General features: G+C 32.9%; 26 protein-coding genes. 23 read left to right on the forward strand and 3 right to left on the reverse strand.

Features of this window, described 5'->3' with window-relative positions; genetic code table 11:
• The first annotated feature begins 6 nt into the window (after nucleotides 1-6).
• The 4 genes from PFY10_10180 (at nucleotide 7) to PFY10_10195 (ending at nucleotide 5,392) form a co-directional block, all read left to right on the forward strand.
• Complete coding sequence (locus tag PFY10_10180) at nucleotides 7-285, forward strand: co-chaperone GroES (protein WBV58814.1); 279 nt, start codon at nucleotides 7-9, stop codon at nucleotides 283-285.
• 110 nt (nucleotides 286-395) lie between these two features.
• On the forward strand, nucleotides 396-2,021 hold the full coding sequence (gene groL / locus PFY10_10185; protein WBV58815.1) for a chaperonin GroEL: 1,626 nt from the start codon (nucleotides 396-398) through the stop codon (nucleotides 2,019-2,021).
• 233 nt (nucleotides 2,022-2,254) lie between these two features.
• Entirely contained in the window at nucleotides 2,255-4,102 is a 1,848-nt protein-coding gene (locus PFY10_10190) for an NACHT domain-containing protein (protein ID WBV58816.1), read from the forward strand.
• A 195-nt stretch (nucleotides 4,103-4,297) separates the two neighbouring features.
• Complete coding sequence (locus PFY10_10195) at nucleotides 4,298-5,392, forward strand: DUF2971 domain-containing protein (GenBank protein ID WBV58817.1); 1,095 nt, start codon at nucleotides 4,298-4,300, stop codon at nucleotides 5,390-5,392.
• Between the two features lie 278 nt (nucleotides 5,393-5,670).
• Here the strand turns inward: PFY10_10195 and PFY10_10200 are convergent, their stop codons facing one another.
• Nucleotides 5,671-5,859, reverse strand: a complete 189-nt coding sequence (locus PFY10_10200) for a helix-turn-helix transcriptional regulator (protein ID WBV58818.1) — start codon at nucleotides 5,857-5,859, stop codon at nucleotides 5,671-5,673.
• A gap of 38 nt (nucleotides 5,860-5,897) precedes the next feature.
• Nucleotides 5,898-6,116, reverse strand: a complete 219-nt coding sequence (locus tag PFY10_10205; GenBank protein WBV58819.1) for a helix-turn-helix transcriptional regulator — start codon at nucleotides 6,114-6,116, stop codon at nucleotides 5,898-5,900.
• A 94-nt stretch (nucleotides 6,117-6,210) separates the two neighbouring features.
• Between PFY10_10205 and PFY10_10210 the strand changes: the two genes are divergently transcribed.
• The 8 genes from PFY10_10210 to arr all read left to right on the forward strand — a co-directional run bounded on the left by PFY10_10210 (nucleotide 6,211) and on the right by arr (nucleotide 13,041).
• Nucleotides 6,211-6,396: a SymE family type I addiction module toxin gene (locus PFY10_10210; GenBank protein ID WBV58820.1), complete on the forward strand. Its 186-nt coding sequence runs from the start codon at nucleotides 6,211-6,213 to the stop codon at nucleotides 6,394-6,396.
• A 155-nt stretch (nucleotides 6,397-6,551) separates the two neighbouring features.
• Nucleotides 6,552-7,409 (forward strand): GLPGLI family protein, encoded by an 858-nt coding sequence (locus tag PFY10_10215; GenBank protein WBV58821.1) that lies wholly within the window; start codon nucleotides 6,552-6,554, stop codon nucleotides 7,407-7,409.
• Between the two features lie 56 nt (nucleotides 7,410-7,465).
• A complete protein-coding gene (locus PFY10_10220; protein WBV58822.1) occupies nucleotides 7,466-8,227 on the forward strand; it encodes a hypothetical protein in 762 nt (253 codons plus the stop codon).
• 13 nt (nucleotides 8,228-8,240) lie between these two features.
• Nucleotides 8,241-9,416: a T9SS type A sorting domain-containing protein gene (locus PFY10_10225; GenBank protein ID WBV58823.1), complete on the forward strand. Its 1,176-nt coding sequence runs from the start codon at nucleotides 8,241-8,243 to the stop codon at nucleotides 9,414-9,416.
• A gap of 48 nt (nucleotides 9,417-9,464) precedes the next feature.
• Nucleotides 9,465-9,779: a hypothetical protein gene (locus PFY10_10230; protein WBV58824.1), complete on the forward strand. Its 315-nt coding sequence runs from the start codon at nucleotides 9,465-9,467 to the stop codon at nucleotides 9,777-9,779.
• Nucleotides 9,780-9,902: 123 nt separating this feature from the next.
• The gene (locus PFY10_10235; GenBank protein ID WBV58825.1) at nucleotides 9,903-11,987 is read left to right on the forward strand and encodes a M48 family metalloprotease; all 2,085 of its coding nucleotides are present in this window, start codon (nucleotides 9,903-9,905) and stop codon (nucleotides 11,985-11,987) included.
• Nucleotides 11,988-12,134: 147 nt separating this feature from the next.
• A complete protein-coding gene (locus tag PFY10_10240) occupies nucleotides 12,135-12,590 on the forward strand; it encodes a MarR family transcriptional regulator (protein ID WBV58826.1) in 456 nt (151 codons plus the stop codon).
• 16 nt (nucleotides 12,591-12,606) lie between these two features.
• Nucleotides 12,607-13,041 carry an NAD(+)--rifampin ADP-ribosyltransferase gene (gene arr / locus PFY10_10245; protein WBV58827.1) on the forward strand — a complete coding sequence of 145 codons (435 nt, stop codon included), beginning with the start codon at nucleotides 12,607-12,609 and terminating at the stop codon, nucleotides 13,039-13,041.
• 9 nt (nucleotides 13,042-13,050) lie between these two features.
• Here the strand turns inward: arr and PFY10_10250 are convergent, their stop codons facing one another.
• Entirely contained in the window at nucleotides 13,051-13,458 is a 408-nt protein-coding gene (locus PFY10_10250; protein WBV58828.1) for a helix-turn-helix domain-containing protein, read from the reverse strand.
• Between the two features lie 89 nt (nucleotides 13,459-13,547).
• On the opposite strand from PFY10_10250, the gene PFY10_10255 reads away from it, so the two are divergent.
• The 11 genes from PFY10_10255 (at nucleotide 13,548) to PFY10_10305 (ending at nucleotide 20,822) form a co-directional block, all read left to right on the forward strand.
• Nucleotides 13,548-13,928 carry a nuclear transport factor 2 family protein gene (locus PFY10_10255; protein ID WBV58829.1) on the forward strand — a complete coding sequence of 127 codons (381 nt, stop codon included), beginning with the start codon at nucleotides 13,548-13,550 and terminating at the stop codon, nucleotides 13,926-13,928.
• A gap of 100 nt (nucleotides 13,929-14,028) precedes the next feature.
• The gene (locus tag PFY10_10260) at nucleotides 14,029-14,403 is read left to right on the forward strand and encodes a hypothetical protein (GenBank protein ID WBV58830.1); all 375 of its coding nucleotides are present in this window, start codon (nucleotides 14,029-14,031) and stop codon (nucleotides 14,401-14,403) included.
• 30 nt (nucleotides 14,404-14,433) lie between these two features.
• A complete protein-coding gene (locus PFY10_10265; protein WBV58831.1) occupies nucleotides 14,434-14,943 on the forward strand; it encodes a hypothetical protein in 510 nt (169 codons plus the stop codon).
• Between the two features lie 108 nt (nucleotides 14,944-15,051).
• Entirely contained in the window at nucleotides 15,052-15,630 is a 579-nt protein-coding gene (locus tag PFY10_10270; GenBank protein ID WBV58832.1) for an AhpC/TSA family protein, read from the forward strand.
• 29 nt (nucleotides 15,631-15,659) lie between these two features.
• Nucleotides 15,660-16,019, forward strand: a complete 360-nt coding sequence (locus tag PFY10_10275; GenBank protein ID WBV58833.1) for a DUF2200 domain-containing protein — start codon at nucleotides 15,660-15,662, stop codon at nucleotides 16,017-16,019.
• 17 nt (nucleotides 16,020-16,036) lie between these two features.
• Nucleotides 16,037-17,107 carry a serine hydrolase gene (locus tag PFY10_10280; protein WBV58834.1) on the forward strand — a complete coding sequence of 357 codons (1,071 nt, stop codon included), beginning with the start codon at nucleotides 16,037-16,039 and terminating at the stop codon, nucleotides 17,105-17,107.
• Nucleotides 17,108-17,253: 146 nt separating this feature from the next.
• Nucleotides 17,254-17,865 carry a TetR/AcrR family transcriptional regulator gene (locus tag PFY10_10285; protein WBV58835.1) on the forward strand — a complete coding sequence of 204 codons (612 nt, stop codon included), beginning with the start codon at nucleotides 17,254-17,256 and terminating at the stop codon, nucleotides 17,863-17,865.
• A 21-nt stretch (nucleotides 17,866-17,886) separates the two neighbouring features.
• Nucleotides 17,887-18,732 (forward strand): sialate O-acetylesterase, encoded by an 846-nt coding sequence (locus PFY10_10290; GenBank protein ID WBV58836.1) that lies wholly within the window; start codon nucleotides 17,887-17,889, stop codon nucleotides 18,730-18,732.
• Nucleotides 18,733-18,870: 138 nt separating this feature from the next.
• Nucleotides 18,871-19,374, forward strand: a complete 504-nt coding sequence (locus PFY10_10295) for a DinB family protein (protein WBV58837.1) — start codon at nucleotides 18,871-18,873, stop codon at nucleotides 19,372-19,374.
• Between the two features lie 28 nt (nucleotides 19,375-19,402).
• Nucleotides 19,403-19,927, forward strand: a complete 525-nt coding sequence (locus PFY10_10300; GenBank protein WBV58838.1) for a DinB family protein — start codon at nucleotides 19,403-19,405, stop codon at nucleotides 19,925-19,927.
• A 115-nt stretch (nucleotides 19,928-20,042) separates the two neighbouring features.
• Nucleotides 20,043-20,822, forward strand: a complete 780-nt coding sequence (locus PFY10_10305; GenBank protein WBV58839.1) for an alpha/beta hydrolase — start codon at nucleotides 20,043-20,045, stop codon at nucleotides 20,820-20,822.
• The last annotated feature ends 187 nt before the right edge of the window (nucleotides 20,823-21,009 follow it).

A 21,009-nucleotide genomic window follows, 5' to 3' on the forward strand; every position in this document is an offset into this window, starting at 1 on the left:
TATATTATGTCAGTAAACTTTAAACCATTAGCAGACAGAGTTTTGATCGAACCCATCGCTGCAGAAACTAAAACAGCTTCAGGTATTATTATTCCGGACACAGCAAAAGAAAAACCACAAGAAGGTACAGTAGTAGCGGTTGGTCCTGGAAAAAAAGATGAGCCTACAACTGTGAAAGTAGGTGACAAAGTTCTTTATGGAAAATATTCAGGTTCCGAATTGAAATTGGAAGGAAAAGATTACTTAATCGTAAAAGAAGGAGACTTACTGGGAATCATCGGATAAGATTCCAGATATAAGACACCAGATTTCAGATTTAAAACTGAATAAAAAATAATTTTCAAATAATGCTTGGCGTCTAACATCTGACGTCTAACATCTAATATCTAAATAAAATGGCAAAAGAAATAAAATTCGATATCGAGTCAAGAGACGCTTTAAAAAGAGGGGTTGATGCATTAGCAAATGCAGTAAAGGTAACTTTAGGACCAAAAGGTAGAAACGTAGTGATCGAAAAATCTTTCGGTGCTCCACACGTAACGAAGGATGGTGTTTCTGTAGCGAAAGAAATCGAACTTGAAGACAAGGTAGAAAATATGGGAGCTCAAATGGTAAAAGAAGTAGCTTCCAAAACTAATGATATTGCAGGAGATGGTACAACTACCGCTACTGTTTTGGCACAGGCTATCGTAAGAGAAGGTCTTAAGAACGTAGCTGCCGGTGCTAACCCAATGGATCTTAAAAGAGGTATCGACAAAGCGGTAACTGCAGTTGTTGAAAACCTAAAATCCCAGTCTCAGGAAGTGGGAGATTCTACAGATAAAGTGAAGCAGGTTGCTTCTGTATCTGCTAACAACGACGAAACTATCGGTGCTTTGATCGCTGAAGCTTTCGGGAAAGTAGGTAAAGAAGGGGTGATTACTGTAGAAGAAGCTAAAGGTATCGATACAACGGTAGATGTTGTAGAAGGTATGCAGTTCGACAGAGGATACCAGTCTCCTTACTTCGTGACTAACCCTGAGAAAATGGTAGCTGAAGTAGAAAATCCATATATCCTTTTAGTAGAGAAGAAAATCTCTTCAATGAAAGAATTGCTTCCTGTTCTTGAGCCAATCGCACAAGGTGGTAAGTCTCTATTGATTATCTCTGAGGAAGTGGAAGGTGAAGCTTTAGCAACTTTAGTGGTAAACAAACTAAGAGGTTCTCTTAAAATTGCTGCTGTAAAAGCTCCTGGATTCGGAGACAGAAGAAAAGCAATGTTAGAAGATATCGCGATCCTTACAGGTGGTCAGGTAATTTCTGAGGAGCAAGGTTTCACTATGGAAAACATCTCTCTAGATATGTTGGGAACTGCTGAGAAAGTAACAATCGATAAAGACAACACAACAATCGTAAACGGAGGTGGTGACGAAGCGAAAATCAAAGGAAGAGTAGCTCAGATCAAAGCTCAGATGGAAACGACTACTTCTGACTACGACAGAGAAAAACTACAGGAGAGATTAGCTAAATTGGCTGGTGGTGTTGCCGTACTTTACGTAGGAGCAGCTTCTGAAGTGGAAATGAAAGAGAAAAAAGACAGAGTAGATGATGCACTTCATGCAACAAGAGCTGCGGTAGAAGAAGGTATCGTAGCTGGTGGTGGTGTTGCTTTAGTAAGAGCCATCTCTGCTTTAGAAAACCTTTCAGGAATCAACGCTGACGAAACTACAGGGATCAAAATCGTAAAAAGAGCGATCGAAGAGCCATTAAGACAAATCGTTGCCAACGCAGGAGGTGAAGGTTCTGTAATCGTTGCTAAAGTAGCAGAAGGTTCCGGAGACTTCGGATACAACGCTAAAACTGACGAGTATGTAAACATGCTTGAAGCAGGAATCATCGACCCTACGAAAGTAACAAGAGTTGCTCTTGAAAATGCAGCTTCAGTATCTGGTATGCTTTTAACAACTGAGTGTGTAATCACTGAAGTGAAAAAAGACGAACCTGCTATGCCAATGGGTGGTGGAATGCCAGGAATGATGTAGTCTTAACTGCTATAAATAAATAAAACCGTTCTGCTTTTGTGGAGCGGTTTTTTGTTTGAATTACGGTTTTCCGTAAGGCAATAATATATTTATAAGTATATTTATATTTTAATGATGGCAATAGATAGCTAAAGTCAAAATAGCATTGATGCAGTATCTATTATCATTATTGATGCAATGCGTAAATTAGAAAATTAGGTGTAATTTTAAAAACCGACCACTTTAAAATAAATATGGACTTGAATGATATTCTTACAGAAAAATCTGTTGAAATAATTATTGGAAATGGAATTAAAAATGTAAGTAAAGTTTTTGATACTTTATATAAATCCACAATTAAAGCAGCAAAGAAAAAACTAAAAAAAGATGAATTTGAAGAATTTAAAGAAATATATAACTTTCAAATAGAAGAAGAAAAAGTATTAAATCAAATTAAGCATAATGTTCAAGTTAGTTTAAACTGGGCAAGTGAAATTAATTTTGGAGCTGCTTTAAAATCAAAATCATTAAAAAAAGTTTTTGTTGATATAGATTTATATTTATCACCTTTAAAAAATCGATTTGATGTTGATGAAAAAACGAAGACAATAAGTTCCAAAAAAATTTTTGAAGATATTTATAAGAACATTATAATTTATGGTGGTGCGGGTGCAGGTAAAACAACACTTTTAAAGAATTTCTATCTAGAATTTTTGAATTCTGAAAATAAAAACAACTTCTCTTGCCCATTAATGATTAGGTTCAGAGAGATTGATTATGATACACATTATAAAAATGAAAATTTCGGTCTTTACAAAATCTTACTTGATATTTTAGGGATTGAAATTAATTTTCCTCATAAATATAATGAATCATTTCCCTATGAATATTATAATAGTATTAAACAAACAATTCTTAATTTTTTCAACAACACAAATATTCTATTAGTAGCAGATGGGTTTGACGAAATACCAGATTTAGATTTAAAAAAAAGAATTGAAAAAGAGTTTGAAGAATTATCATTATCTCTAATAGATTCGAAATTTATAATGACTTCAAGAAGTAATGATTTCAATTTGAAATTAAACAACACTGACACGTTTGAAATATGCTCATTAAATGACAAGCAAATTAAATCTCTAATTAAAAAATGGTTAAATAGTCCTACAAAAGCCGAAGATTTATTTCAAAAAATAAAAATTTCACCATTTTATGATACTTCAATTAGACCTTTGACTTTATCACATTTATGTGCAATATATGAACGAAAAAAAAATATACCTGATAAACCTAAATATGTATATGATTTTGTTGTAAAACTATTACTTGAAGATTGGGATCAAGAAAGAAATATTACTAGACCTTCAAATTATGCTAATTTTTACATAGAAAAAAAGAAAGACTTTTTATCACATCTTTCATTTTGGTTAACGTATCATCTTAATAAAAATGTTTTTAATAGTGATGATATTAGAAAATGTTACAATGATATCTATATATCACATGATTTACCAAAATCACAAGCTAAGAAAGTTGTACTAGAACTAGAAAATCACACAGGTTTATTAGTACAAGTTGGTTATAATTATTTTCAGTTTTCACATAAATCATTACAAGAATATTTAACAGCAAAATATATATCGCAAACTCCAAAAATTCCTGAATTTGATGTAATTCAGAATTTACCTAATGAACTAGCCATTTGTGTGAGTTTGTCTTCTCAACCCAATATATATTTTGAGTATTTTATCAATTCATATATGAAGTTTGACTCTAGGTTTTGGGATATTTTTTTCACTAGATTAGTAGATGAAAAACCAGATTTTGATAATAGTCACTACGCTTTGTTATTTTTCTTTATTTATATTAACAAAAATAAAGATGAAAATTCATTAGTTACATTTACAAAGCTAATTGAGACTACAAATATTGCAAGGACATATAGACAATTTGAAAAGTTTTACAACAAAAGTTCTACTTACGAAAATGAAATTGAGTACTTATTTAAAGATCTAAATATTCCTTTGGATCGACGAAGTGGCCAACCAGGTAGAATATTTATAAGTAAAGATTTAATTGACAAAATAAAAGACTACGCCTAATATCGTTTTGGCGAAATGGCGGTTTAAGGGAAAAATAGAAAGTTCGTGGATTTTTATCCGCAACAGCTTTATATATTTCTTTTTTCATAATTTAGTAAATAATTAAAAGCTGTTGCTTAAATTAGTGCAAAATAGAAAATTTAGGTTTTCTAATCCGCCACTATCGCCAAGGCGTGGGACGTTATCTGCAAGCTTATGACAAACAATATCGAAAAATTTGAATATAATAATTTCACGTACTTAATCGATCATTCAAGTCAAGGAAATATACCAGAAATAATCCATAAACAGAGTATTCCTGATTCAATTTTTAAGTTTTATTCTATATCTAAATATAGTATTGAAGCATTATCTCAAAATTATCTGTACGCATCACACCCAATAGAATTAAATGACATTTTAGATAGTAGCCCTTTCTTAATCTATTCTTCACGACCAATTTCATTTGAAATATATGAGAGATTTTATAAAGACATTTTCAGGTCAAGAAAAGAATTGGAAGATTTTTATACTGATGATGTTGAATCTAGTCAGTGTAAGAAAATCATTAACCATATGTATAATATGTCTTTCAATTTGTTGGGTATAATTTCACTGTCAGAAAGAGAAAATAATACTTTGATGTGGCCTCATTATACTCAAGAAAAAGGATTCCAAATCAAATTCAATGTAAAAAGTTTACTTAAAAGTGTCAAAGATAAACTTAATGATGATGATGGTGAACTCTTTGGGTTTCATCCAATTAATTACACGAATGAACTTAAACCAATTGATGTTTCAAGTTTTCGCTCTTTTCATATTCCAACAGCCTATGCGTCAAATATAAAACTTAATGATTGGCAGTATGAAAAAGAATGGAGAATAATAGCGAGTAAAAAGAATATGGGAATTCCATACTCAAAATCTGGACTAAATTTAATTCCTGATCATAAGGGAATTGATGGACATAGACAAATAAAATATAATTCAGAAGATATTGAAGAGATTTCTGTGGGACAGAATTTCATTACAGCTAGAGATTTTGAAATAGAATGGATTATAGATGACAAAGAATTTATTATTACTGTTAAAAGAAACAGCGATGAGCAATATATCGCTATATGTAAATTCTTAGACATTATTTCACGGAAATACAGTGATAAATTCTATTTTTCTGGTGCAAAATATGAATTAAACACTACCAATGAACCTTATCTAATCAGAACTAAAGAAAAAATGAATATTGAAAAAATAGAAGAAGCAAAATATAAATTAATTAGAACTTTTGAAATTATCAAATTGTTGAATTAAACCTGCAGCTAAAATTGTATTGGCAAAATATGGGTGAAGTACAAAAAGTAGAAAAATTTGTTCTTCTTGCCGCCGATTCATATTAATTTTATTAATTTAGTTCTAAGAAAAGGCATCGGCTACGTTTAGTCTTTTTTGAATATTTTGTTCTTCAAAAGCCCACACTTCGCCAATACTTTTTCTGTTAGCTTTCATTGCAAAACGAACAGAATGTTATTCTATTACCTGATAGATTAATAATCACAAATCTCAACTTTCGTCAGGATTTCTCATCTATTTTAAAATCTAAGCCTAGCTAGTTCATGTATTGTTGAAATTCTTAAATCAACTTCCCCTTTTTCAATTTTACTGATATTGCTATGATCTACATCACATTTCTGAGCTAACTCCCGATAGCTTAATCCCATCTTCTTTCTAAATTTTTCAACTCTTTTACCAAAAACTATTCGAAATTCAATTCTATTCATTGCAATATCATTATCAAAGCAATTAGAAACTTCGCACATCACGCCAAATCCACAAGCTCTGACAAAGAAACCTCCAAAGCGTTTGCAACTTCAAGCAACGTATAAAGCGTAGGATTCACTTTTCCATTTTCTAATTTTTCAATTGCCTGACGATCTTTATTGCAAGCCCGAGCAAGGTCTGCTTGGCTCCAGCCCTTTTGCTCACGAAGTTCGATTATTCGTTTACCAAGTTCTTTTTTTAGTGTATCTCTAGTCACAAATCAAATGTCAGCTAATTTGTTGACAAAAATGTCATATAAAAAGTTGACATTTTTAAATTTTAATCTATATTTGTCATATAATTATACGACAGTGGCAAATCTAAGAAAGCTTAAAATTTACACTAAATATCAAATTAGGACATATGGTTTGATAACTATTCCAGAAATTAGACTTAAGGGAAAATGGCTTGAGAAGCTTGGGTTTAAAGAAGGAAAAATAATCAACATAGAGCAAAAGAAAAATAAACTGATAATTACACTTGACAATAAAAAGTAATCAGCCAATTAAAACCAAAAACCTATAAGTTTATTACAATACAAATCACTTGACTCTTTACAAAGCATTTTTTGTACGTAATATCATTGTAAATTGTAAATTTGAGTATCAGCCGTAATTTCAACAAAAAGTACACATAAAACAATCGATCAAAAATGAGAAAACTCACTATCCTTTCAATTTTTATTTTCACCACTTCTTTATTATTTTCTCAAAATCAAAGATTTACTTATGAATATTCTTTTAAAATGGATTCTTTACACAGAGAAAATGTGCAAAAAGAAATCATGAATCTTGACATTACAAAAGAGGGTTCAAACTTCTACAGTGCTTTGCTCATCACCAGAGATTCCCTTTTTAAAGCAGAAATTGAAAAAGGAAAAGCTTCGAAATCTATGGTTTTTGATTTGAGAAAAATTAAACAGGCAAAGGTTAATTTTCGTGTTTCTAAAGACTACCCCAATTTGGAAACAATTTATCATACGTCTATCAATGCCGACAACATCGCTTTAAAAGAAAATAATAAAATCAACTGGACTATTTTTCCTGAAACAAAAAATATAGAGGGTTTTAAAGTTCAAAAAGCAACCACGACATTTGGAGGAAGAAATTGGGAGGCCTGGTTCACTAATGACATTCAAATTCAAGATGGGCCTTATAAATTCTGTGGTCTTCCTGGCTTAATTTTAAGTATTGGAGACGATAAAGGAGATCATATTTTCAATCTGGTTGGAAGCAAAAAACTCAATTATGAACCTTTAATGATAAATTCAAGCAGGAAAGAAATTTTTCTGACCAATGAAAAATTCAATAAACTCTGGAACGAATTTAAAAAAGATCCTGCAAAGAATATAAAAACTATGCACAGTTCTTCAGAAATGTCAGAAACATTATTTTCCGATGCCAATGGAAGTCCGCTAACAAAACAAGATCTTATTAGAGGAAAAGAACAAAGGGCACAGGAGAGTTTCAAGAAAAATAATAATTTTATTGAAAGAGAATTATATAAATAAAAAGCATTTGTTAAACAACTCTGCTATTCTAATACATTTACTTTTATCCCAGACTTATGAAATTCAAATTTTTAGTTCTATCTATAATCATATCTATAAAAATTTTTGCAACTGGCCAGCAATCTAATTTCATCAACATAGACGGGAAAAAGTATGAATTACTGAATGATCCTTTAGAAGGATATTTTGAGAAACATCCAGAAGATCATCCTGTTTATGGAGAAAAGTTTGTAAGAAAGAATGAAAACGGAGATGAAACATTTTTAATGACTACCTCAAACCATCGTGGGTATATTGCCTATTTTGAAATAATAGATAATGAGTTATTCCTGATTGATCTTACAATAGCAGATCCTGACAGTGATTCAGAAACACAAATTTCTGTATTCAATAAAATCTTTCCTGATAAAAAAACTAAATTGAACTATTCAGGAATTCTTACCGTACCGAATGGAGATTTTATTGATTCTGATAATTTTGGTTTTTCAAGCTACTATTCAAGTTATCTGATTCTTACTTTAAGTAATGATATTTTAACCAAAAGTAAAGAGTTACAAAACGAGGATTACATAAAGTTTAAAATAAATCAGTTCAAAGCATTTCAAAAAACCGAGGAATATAGAATTGAATATAAAAATTATCTCAAGCGTCACAAAGAAGACAAAGAATGGGATCTATCCCATAAAAACACAAAAGAATTGTCTAAAGAAGAAATAAGAGAAATAAAGAAACAATATGCAAAAGAACCTTCAAAAGATGAGATTGACGGTTATTTATTTATGATGTCTAATTTGGAAAAAATATATATTGATTATTAATTAACTTCAGGACATGAAAACAAAATTATTACTTCTCTCACTTTTCGGCTCATTGCTAGCACATGCCCAAACGCTTCAATTTAAAAATCTTGCGAATATGTCCGTCGGCCGAGGTGCTACAGCCAGCGTAATCGTGAATGATCATATATATGTGAGCAATGGGTATCAGGAAAAAGCAAGCGATGCCAAGTACATTGAGAAATACAATATTACCGATAACAAATGGAGTGTTTTCAATTCTACCCTACTTCCTAAAAGATTTGCTAATTCAGAAACTTACAATAATAAAATTTATATTTTTAACGGTTGGGGAAATAGCCACCTTGAAATTGTAGATCTTGACACCAATACCATCACGAAGGGAGCAACCAATCGTTCCTATACAGGAAATTCAGGTTCTGCAATCTATAATGGCAAAATATATGTGTTTGGTGGCAGCGGATTAAACGGAGCCGCAACCACTGTATTTTCTAATAAATTCCAGTATTATGATATTGCTTCAAACACCTGGAATTCATTACCCAATATGCCTACGGCCAGGGAAACAAAGGGGAAAATTGTTAATGATAAGCTGTATGTAATTGGCGGTTTTAATGGCACTCCATCCCGCCTGATCAATGTTTACGATCTCGAGACTAACCGTTGGATCGATCAATATACTATGCCTGTTGGTATATCCGGACATTCACTAGCTGTATCTGGCAATAAAATTTTCATTGTAGGGGGCTATAATTATCAAAATTTTATTGCCTATTTTGATACTACAACCAATAAAATCCATCAGTTATCCTCCAATATGATTCCGAGAAGACATGCTACAGCGGAAGTATATAATAATAAATTATATATCATCGGTGGAAGTACAACGTCTCTAACCAGTTCAGCTATTAAAAGCATACAAGTGGCAGATATTAGTGAAAATATACTTTCTGGAGATACACCTGCGGAAGATCAGGCATTGAAAACAAAAGCCTATGTCAATTCTTATAGAGACGGTTTTATAATCAGTAATAAAAATAATAGCAATCAATTTGAATACTCCATTTTCTCAATAGATGGAAAATTAATCTTCAAAGGTTTTACCAACTATAATCAAAATATAGATTTATCAAAGTTCCGAAAGGGAACTTATATTTTCCGTTTTAAAAATGAAAAAGGGGAGTTAGAAAGCATTAAAATTGTGAGATAGTGATCTGTGTTTTGGAAGAATACTTATATTTATTCATACTTTATCATTATGAAATATTTTACAATTATTTTAATGCTCGTATTAGCAAGTTGCAATAAAACAACGACTCAGCCTATTGTTGATTATAGCACCAATTATGCAGAAAATGAGCGCATGCTTTCGTTTTCGAAGGAACTTAAAAGGCAAAATAAACAAACCTTAGTGCTCATAAATCAAAAAGAATCTGATCTCAAAAGCCTGACAGATCTTATTCAGAGGGATAAGATAAACAACGTTAAGGTAATAAAGGACAGCTCAGAAATAAAACGATTGAATTACTCCTACAACACAATAAAGACCATAATTTTCGCTACAAAAAAATAAGAAGGATTATATAAAAAAAGATACTGCTTAAAAAAACCGATCTCATTAATCATCCTGATTTTCAGAACAGTTTTTCTTGTCCTTTTAAATTTATGAATGTATTATTGCAAAAAAATTATTATCATGTACATTCAGGTTTCTGAGGATTTCAAAAAGAAAAGTAAATCTGCTGTTTCAGCTATTGTTGTATTCATCCTCATATATCTTCTCATGTTCCTTTTTACCATAGCCTTGGCAGTAGGATGCATTATCGGAGGAATCGGATTAATTGCTGTAAAACCCATGTTTATTACCATCATGCTGGGAGCTGGGCTTGCAGGCACAGGAGTTTTCGTATTCTTTTTTATTATTAAATTTTTGTTTAAGAAACACATTAACGACAGAAGCTTTCTGACTGAAATCAGAAGATCAGATGAACCTGAGCTTTTTAAAATGATCGATGAAATTGTAAAGGAGGCTGAAACTGATTTTCCTAAAAAAATATATTTAGCATACGATGTCAATGCAAGTGTTTTCTATGACTCCAGCTTTTGGAGTATGTTCTATCCTATAAAGAAAAATCTGACCATCGGACTTGGGCTGATTAATACTTCGACAAAACAGGAATTGAAAGCTGTCCTTTCCCATGAGTTTGGGCATTTTTCCCAACGCTCGATGAAAGTTGGAAGTTATGTATATAATGTGAATCAAATTATCTTTAATCTGGTTAATGATGATGAATCGTACCGTAACTCTATTGAGAAATGGGCAAATATGAGTGGTTACTTCTCAATTTTTGCAGCATTAGCACTTTTTATCACAAATAAAATCCAGTGGGTGCTCACCAAAATGTATTCTTTTGTGAACATCAGACATATGGCACTTTCAAGGGAGATGGAGTTTCATGCAGATGAAGTAGCCGCGAATATTGCAGGATCACTGGCTTTGGAGGAGTCTTTATTAAGAATGGAACTGGCTCATAATTCATACCAGAATGTTATCAATTTTTATGACGCAAAGGTTTCAAAGAACCAGGCAAGTCCAAATATTTACAAAGAACAATTTTTTGTAATGAATTTCCTCGCAAAACAAAGTGAGCTCGAAACCCAATATGGGCTTCCTTATGTAAAACTTTCTGAATCCGGACTTTTCAACAAGTCAAAACTGAATATTGAAAATCAGTGGGCTTCACATCCCTCCAACGAAGACAGAATCATAAGGCTTAGAAATCTTAATATCATAAAAGATAATGAAAGCACACCGGCTAAAAACCTTTTCAGGGATTTTGAGAAAACAGAAGAAAAGTTGACCGCAAAACTTTTTTCCAGAGTAAAGTACCAGAAGGAAAGAACCGAACTTAATTTTGAAACATTTACTACAGAATTTGAAGAACAATATAACAGAGATTCCTTTGATAAAATCTTCAATGGTTATTATGATAATAAAAATCCTGATTTCACTGTTACGGAAAATTCCAATAACAATCTTTCTTTCGAAGAGCTTTTTTCAAAAGACAAAGTAGAACTTGTTTATACTTTGCTTGCTTTGGAAAATGATAAAAAAACAATAGAAGCCATCGCTAAAAAAGAAATCATTCTAAAGACCTTTGATTATGACGGGAAAAAATATAATTCCGGAGAAGCAGGAAAACTTGTTCCACAATTGAATGATACCATCTCTGAAATCAAACAACAAATCCACCAGAATGACTCGGATATTTACACCTACTTCCTGAAATCTTCCACTGTTCTTAACAGAAAAAATGAATTTGAAAATAGCTACCGTAATTTTGAAGAATATGATGGTAAATATGAAGATAAATATATCTTATATTCTGAATTAATCAATGCAACATCATTTATTAATGAAAAAACTCAATTTGAACAAATCAAAAAGAATTTTACCAACCTGAAACCTCTTGAAACAAAATTAAAAAATGAAATTCTCCCATATTTAGAGAATACACAAGTAGTTGATGATATTGAAGAACAAACCTTAAAAGATCTTAAGTATTACATCGAGAATGAACTCGTCTATTTCAGCAGCGATCAGTATATCACGGCTAATTTGCAACTATTGATAACGGCAATAAACATACTTCCTTACTTTCTCCATAGACAATATTTTCTGATAAAAAAGGAATTCCTGAAGGTTATAAAGGATATTGAAACTATCAAATCAGTTTCAGAACCAATCACTATATCAACCACTTCCAATTTTGCCCCGTAAATTAATGTCTATACAATGCTCTTAAGTCTTCAGACTTCAAAGAGGATTATTTATTCAATCTAAAACCGCCTTGTTTTTTTCAAAGTGGTTTTTTTATTTACAAAATTAATTTATCTTTGTAACTAAGATATTTAGCAAATAAGAATAATGGAAATTAGTGAAGAAGCAATTCAACTGAGAAAACTTAGTCAACAATTTACCTATACTTCGATTCAAATGCACGAAAGTATCGGTAGAAAAATAGGCCTTAGCGGAACCGATCATAAGTATCTGGGATTTCTTGTGCAAAAGGGATCAATGACTGCCGGAGAACTGGCTGTCATCACAGGATTGACAACAGGTGCCGTCACGGGCCTGATCGACAGGTTTGAAAAGAAAAAACTCGTCCGCCGCCAACCGGATAAGGATGACAGGCGAAAAATAATCATTGTCCCGGACAACGCCAGAATAGCCCAACTTATTATTCCTCAATATCAGGATTTCCAGGATAATACAGATCAGCTTTTTGCCTCTTTTTCACCGGAAGAATTAAAAACCCTGGAAAAATATTTCCGGAGTGCCCTGGAAATAATGAATACCAAAATTGAAAAAATAAAATCTTAAGTAAAATATGAGTATCATGGAAATGAATAATAAAGAACCTGAAAATAAAGTTTTAGACAAAGGGCCGTTTTATCATGGAACAAAGGCGGATCTGAAAACTGGAGACCTGCTGACCGCCGGATTCGCATCTAATTACTATCCGGAAATTATTATGAATCACATTTATTTTACCGCTTTAAAAAACGGAGCAGGACTTGCCGCAGCATTGGCAAATGGAGATGGTAGTGAAAGGATTTACATTGTGGAGCCAACTGGTGAATTTGAAAACGACCCTAATGTAACAGACAAAAAATTTCCAGGTAATCCTACCCGTTCTTACCGCAGTAAGGAACCTTTAAAGATTATCGGCGAAGTGAAAGAATGGATCAAACTAACAGATGATGAACTTCAGAGATGGCGTGAAAACATTGCAAAAATCCGTGAGAACCCTGATGCAGAAATTATAAACTGACAAGCGGCACTACTTGATCTTTGACTTCAGGTCATCACTTAACTCCCGGATGACACCTATTTTGTCCTTCTGGATTTTTTTCCCCAGCTCTTTTCGCGGGCAGTTGGCATTGTATTTTGCTCCCCAATCCATCAGTTCAATGACGATTGGTAACAAATCTGCCCCTTTTTTTGTGAGGCTGTAGATAAATTTTGACTTGTTGAGCGGTGATACTTCCTTAACAAGGATTTTCTCTGCTTCCAGAACACTCAATCTGTTAACCAGTATATTTGATGCTATCCGCTCTTCAGAATGTAAAAATTCGCTGTACGACATTTTACCTCTCAGCATAACATCCCTGATGATTAAAAGTGACCACTTATCCCCGAAAATATCAAGGGAACAACTAATTGGGCAATCTGATCTCTGTTTATCCATAAAAAAACAAGTTATTGCAAAATGCAATAACTTTTATATCTTTGTTATTGCATTTTGCAACAACAAAGATAATCACAAATTTTAATACAATGGAAAATCAAACAAACACAAGGCAACTTCTTGAAACTTATTACAAGGGATTTGCAGCAAAAGCCAATTGGGAAAGTACATTAGCCGACGATTTCGAATATACCGGCGGTGATATGACCAACACAACTCCAGTTATTGGAAAGCAGGCTTATATTGAAATTATAAAGCGGTTTTCACAACGTTTTGAAGCCATGAGAGTGAAACAAATGGTAATTGAAGATGATAAAGCCAGTGTCATCGGAAATTATGATTTCCAATTCCCGAACGGCGCTAAAATTAATGGTAATGTTTCTGAAAACTGGACCGTGAAAAATGGGAAATTACAATCTCTAACCCTGTATTTTGATACCTTAACTTTTATGGAGAATATGAAGCCATAAACCATCCGGCTTTCATGGATATTTTATATCAAAATAAAGAACCATTCTATTTTCAGGAGTGGTTTTTTGTTATATTTATCGTTGTTAAAAAAAGAGACCAATGAATGTAAAATTTGATACCTTGATCCTGTATGTTCAGAACATTCCATTGATAAAAAAATTTTATACTGAAAATTTTAATCTCCCTGTGATTGAGGAAGACGCCAGCTGGCTGCTCTTTAATGCAGGATCGGTCCAAATCGGATTTCATAAAATCGGAGACCGTTATCTGGAAAAAATTAATGCAGGTCATCAATTCGATAATAATACAAAGATCGTTTTTGAAATTGACACAGACATCGAACAGGCAAGAGATGAGTTCGTATCGAAAAATATCCTGATGAGAGAAATTAAAACCTTTGAAAACTATGATTATTGGTTATGTGACGGAACTGATCCTGAAGGAAATGTATTCCAGCTAAAGTCTAAAAAGTAATTACACAACCTCTTTAAATTCCCCGCTTTCATGAAAATAATAATCATCATGTGCTGTCTTGTTGTACTGTGGGTTTATATGTATTATCCGGTTTTTGACAGTGAAGGGATATCTTATTTTATCATTTTTTCCTGTTTTACAGTTCTTTGTTTTTCCATTGCTAAAATATATTCTTCTGACACTAAGACAGATTATGAATCAATTGAAAAGGAAACCGACAGATTAGAGAAATTAGATGGGAATTTTAAATACACTGCAGATGGTTTTTACCATAAGCACAAAAATCAGCCAGAATTTATCCGATGGGATGAAATTGTTTCTGTCTATTCATTCAGCATCCCTTTATTTGACGACAGACAGGCAGGCCTTGAAATCATAACCGACAAAAATCAGTATGAATTCGATCAGGAAATATCCGGAATTATAAAACTGACGCACATGCTTGAGCAAAACCTTCCGAATTGGGATTTAAATGCACCGACTCTTAGGATCAATAATTACGGGCTTGAAAAAGCAAAGCTATATGAACGGAAGATATAGTTGTAAAATAAGAAATAATAACATCACATGGATAAATATATCCCGGCATCTTTGATCACCTGATTTTCACGTATATTTATCAAAGCATCATCCATCACAAAATGTACTATGAAAAATATTGTAGCAGTATCAGTTATTTTATTAATGCTATCCTGTGAAAGCAAGGAAGCAAAAAAAGAAAGGATTTTTAAAGAGTTCCAGGAAGAGGCAAAGGCCATGAAGAAGAATCAGATTGATCTGTTTGTGGGTGCAAAGCCCATACCTTTTTCAGCTAAAACGATCAGTGGGACTTCCTTTAATTCACGGAATTACCAGGGGAAAAACCTTGTTATTTTTATTTACGATAAATCTTATCTGAAAAAGAGCGAATCCTATGATATGGCGGAAGAATTTAATGCTTTATACAATAAATACAATGAGGAAGCTCATTTTATTGGTATTGTAGAAGGGTTTGTGGAAAATGAAAAAGAGTTTAAAGATTACCTTGCCCGCTCGAATGTTCTTTTTGAACAAATCGACAATACAAAGTCGTACAATAAATCTGAGAAATTAAATTATAATGTATTTTGCAATCCGGCAAAAGTACTTATTGGCATAGATGGCAAAGTCCTCCATTCTTCATGCGGAGGAGGAAATATTTCGGCTATTGCCCAGAAACTTGACAGCATAAAAGCCAATAAGAAATAAGCTCATTGATGAACCACTAAAACAAAAAGATGGAAAACACAAATTACGAAAGGGTTTACAACATGTCGTTCGCCGGGGTTTATCCTCACTATATTACCAAAGCAGAAAAGAAAGGGCGCACAAAAGAAGAAGTACATGAAATTATTTTTTGGCTGACGGGCTATACTGAAAAAGAACTTCAGGAAATAATTAAGAATAAAACCAATTTCAGGGATTTCTTCGAACAAGCCCCACAAATTAATCCCAATGTTTCTTTGATAAAAGGAGTAATTTGCGGATACCGTGTGGAAGATATTGAAGATGACCTCATGAGAAAAATCCGTTATCTAGACAAGCTGATTGATGAGCTCGCCAAGGGAAAATCAATGGACAAAATTCTCAGGAAATAATTTTATTAAAAGCATTTATGAAAGGTATAAGCAAAATTCTAATTATAGCAATTACATTTTTTTTTATTCAAAATATATATTCTCAAAACATCCATTCTAAATCAATAGATAAATACATTGATTATATTCAAACAAATAACCTTGATATTGGCTCTATTTCCATTTTTAAAAATGGAAAAGAAATATATTTTAGGTCTTTCGGAGAAATACCGGATAAAAAGTTTGGACCAAACACTGAATATCAGGTAGGCTCAGTAACAAAACTTTTTACAGCAACATTAATTTTCAAACTTATTGAACAACATAAAATTTCGCTGACCTCTACGCTTGACAAATATTTTCCTTTAGTCAAAAATGCTGATAAAATTACTATTCAGAATCTGCTTGAACATTCCAGTGGCTTAAATAATTATGTAAAAAAAGACGAAAAAATAATCTGGCTCAAAGAACCTAGAACTAATGAAGAGATTTTTGAAGAAATTATAAACCAAAGAGTTTTATTTTCACCCAATGAAAATGTGGCTTATTCCAATTCAGGATATTATCTTTTAGGAAAGATTATTGAAAAAGAATTTTATAAAAATTACAGCGATGTTTTAAAAGAAGAAATTACAACCCCATTCAAACTTAATAAAACAAAATCTGCACTTGAAAGTCCTAACGATGTTTCAGGATCATATATTTTTGAAAATAATGCATGGAACACAACCAAAGATTTTTATTTTAAAAATATTGTTGGGGTTGGAGATATTTCTTCTAATACCTTGGATTTGAATACATTTATCAATCTGCTATTTGATCATAAAATCCTATCAAAGGAGACCGTCTCAAAAATGCAGCCCATTATTGGAAAAGAAAAATATGGCAGAGGTTTGATGACATTTAAATTTCATAATCTTGATTTTTATGGAAATACAGGTGGCACTTATGGTACCAATACAATCCTGATATTCAACAAAGAAACAAAAACATCAATATCGTTAATAATAAATGGTGAAAGATATCCAAGAGACAAATTCATTGATGATATTGTCGATATCGTTTACAATAATGAGTTAAGTTATCCTGAAATGAACAAAACGATGTAGTTTTATAATTCTGCTATTCCTCTATACATGATCTCTCACAAAAAATGTTGTAAGTAACTTTTGTACTTACTTCAAAAAAATATACATTTGCATTTATAATTAAATGAATATTCATTTAATTATAAATAACTCACAATGAACTAAATATGCGTAATCGAGATCTCAACAAAGAAAATATAATAAAGCAAAAAGCTATTGAAATCATTGTAAAAGATGGATTAGATGGTTTTACCATCAGCAAATTAGCGAAGGCCTGCAATGTTTCTGTAGGTACACCTTACGTATATTATAAGGATAAAGATGACCTCATTATCAAACTTGTTATCGAAGAAGGAAACAAAATGGAAACCCTCATCAATGAAGGATTCGATCCTAAATCCAGTCTGGAAGAAGGGTTGCGCGTACAATGGGCAAACAGATACAACTATGCTATTAAAAACCCTTTGCTCCTACCCTTCTTTGAGCAAATCAATAATTCTCATTACAGTCAGCAATTTGCTCAAATGTTTAATGAGAAACCGGGAATGTTTATGAGTGAATTTAAAAATAACCTTTTGAACTTTATTTCAAATACGATACAGCGGGGAGAGATTGATGATACCCCATTTGAAATTTATTGGTCAATTGCATTTGCTCCTCTGTATAATTTACTACGTTTTCATCAACAGGGAAAAAGCATCAGCGGATTACCTTTTGCTCTCACAGATGAAATGGTATGGACAACCTTTCATAAAGTGTGTAAAGCTTTAAAAAAATAATTAAATCAAATAATAATTAAAATGACACATTCATTTTTAATGATAGGTCAGTCTAATATGGCCGGACGTGGATTTCTAAAAGATGTTCCTCCAATCCTTGATGAAAAAATTAAAATGCTAAGAAATGGGAGGTGGCAAATGATGGCAGAACCTATCAATTTTGACAGACCAACTTCAGGAATCAGCCTGGCTACAACATTTGCTTCATCATGGCGGTTATTCCATAATCAGGAAGATGATATCGGATTGATTCCTTGTGCTGATGGCGGAACAAGCCTGGATGACTGGTCAGTGGAGGGAGCATTATTTCAAAATGCTATTTTTCAAGCTAAAGCGGCACAAAAAATCAGCACATTAAGTGGCATTCTTTGGCATCAGGGGGAAAGTGACAGTCATGGACAAAAATACAGGTCATATACCGAAAAATTAAGCCATATCATAAATACTTTGAGAGACGAGCTTAATACTCCGGAAATTCCATTGATCGTTGGAGGATTAGGGAGCTTTTTAACGGAAGGTATGTATGGACAATACTTTAGTGAATACAGTAAAATTAATGAGGCTTTAGTTCAGTATGCGAAAGATAACGAGCATGCCTATTTTGTATCTGCAGAAGGTTTAACAGGTAATCCGGACAATATCCACTTTGATGCTGTTTCTCAAAGAAAATTGGGCATCAGATATTTTAAAGCCTTTCAGCAAAAAAACAATATTATAGGAATATTGTCTGATGAAGAGCAGATAATGAACAAGATTCACAATCGTCCATTAACAAAAAATGAAAAATACGAATTGCTTCAATATGATTTTGCGATGGGATTGGTGAGTGCGGATGAATTTCAGGTACAATTTGCCCAGCTTAAGTAACATTACTTTTTAGCTATCATAAAAATGGAACCGGTTTTTTAACCGGTTTTTCAATTTGAAAAAATTCAATCAGTATTTTACTTATTTTTAGTGCTTAATTATACAGTAAAAAAACACCATAACAATAAAACAATAATTATGAGCTTAAAAACATTAGTCACGAAAAGTGTTCAGTACAACAACTGGGTGGTGAACAAATATATTGACTGGCTTTCTACCAAATCGGATGAACAGCTTAATCAGGAAACGATTTCCAGTTTCCCTACCATCCTGAAGACCCTGCATCATATCTGGCAAACTCAGGAATATTGGTGGAGCCATATCAATGAAAATAATGACTTTGATTTCGCTAAAATTTCCAACACCAATACTAAAGATGAAGTTTTCAGCGCAATCAAAAATAACTCTCAGAAACTTGTAGATTATGTAGAAAGCCTATCCGAAGAGGATTTAGCAAAAAATGTAAAAATAGAGTCTCAATGGTTTCAATGTGATTTCTCTAAATATGAGTATATCCAGCATGCAGTTATCCACGGAACTTACCATAGAGGACAGATTGTAACCATGGGAAGGAACATAGGGATCACAGACGCCCCCATGACAGATTATAATTACTGGAATATTTATAAAGATCAGCAATAATTTCAACCTTAGCATATTTAAAATTATTATGTCATTCAATTTAGATAAAGCAACAGAAATTCTTGAACGTACCCCCGATGTTTTAACATCATTACTGGAGGGATTAAGTGATGAATGGATCTATACCAACGAAGGAGAAGAAACATGGAGCCCTTTTGATATAATCGGCCACTTGATCCACGGAGAAAAAACAGATTGGATGATCCGGGCAGAAATAACCCTATCTGACGGACCGGAGAAAACTTTTACTCCGTTTGACAGATTTGCACAGTTTGAAGAGAGCAAAGGCAAAACACTATCCCAATTACTGACAGAGTTCCGTGATCTGAGAAAGAAAAACCTCATCATTTTACAATCTAAGAATATAACTGATGAAGATCTTGACAAAACCGGAATTCACCCGGCATTTGGTGATACAACTTTAAGACAGCTGTTATCAACATGGGTTGCTCATGATCTTGGCCATATTGCACAAATATCAAGGGTAATGGCAAAACAATACAAGTATGACGTTGGCCCATGGAGAAACTATCTGCCTATATTGGACCGGTAATATCGGATAGTATTTGGAAATATATTACCATTAATAAACTGTCAATACATTACAATGGAAATCATCAGAAAGTTGTTGACTTCAAATAAAATTTATAAAATCACAAACCCATAATATGGAAAAATATGCATCATCATCGGATGGACAAAAAATTCATTACAAAGAAACAGGCACCGGAGATACAGCCTTAATCCTTGTTCACGGATGGCTGGGAAATGCGGAATGGTGGGAAAACCAGAAGGAATATTTTAAAAATAAATACCGTATTGTTCAGATGGACCTTGCAGGCCATGGAAAATCTGACAAATCCAGAAAAAACTGGTCGAGTGAGCAATATGCTGAAGATATTAAAGCCGTTGCCAGCCAGATCGATTCAAAAGACATTATACTAGTTGGCCACTCCATGTCGGGAGCCTATGTTCTGGAAGCTGCCCTGAAAATTCCCAATTTAAAGTCAGTGATTTTGGTAGATACCTTAAAAAATCTGGATGAAACTTTCCCAATGGAACAGGTGGAAGAGGTTTTATTTGTTCATTACCGGAATGATTTTAAAAATGCGGTCGAAAATATTCTTCCCCAATTCCTTTTTGTGGAAAAAACTCCGGAAACAGTAAAGGAAAGAGTACAAAAAGAATTCCTTCAGAATACGGGAGAGATGGCAATAGAACTGCTCATTCCCTTATACAAAACCGATTTCCGGAAAGCCGCATCGCAGATTAAAGTGCCCGTAAGAGCAATCAACTCAGATGCTTCACCTACAAATGCTGATGCCAACCGCCAATACTTACAGGATTTCGATTATGTAAATATAAGTGATGTAGGCCACTACCCTATGCTTGAAAAGCCTCAGGAATTTAATATACTCTTGGAAAATATATTGGAACAAACAAACTGAGCATCAAGATTAATACTAAAAGATCACTAACAATCCATTCAAATAAAGTCTTGAATGGATTGTAATTTTAGAGCACAGACGAGCTACAGAAAACAAGTTCTACCCTATGAAATACCATTTTTATAGCATTCTTTAATTAACAATCGAAAAGTAGTAGCATTCCCTTATAGGATGATCTGGCTTAAAA

Source organism: Chryseobacterium daecheongense, assembly GCA_027920525.1.
Taxonomy (GTDB): Bacteria; Bacteroidota; Bacteroidia; order Flavobacteriales; family Weeksellaceae; genus Chryseobacterium; species Chryseobacterium proteolyticum.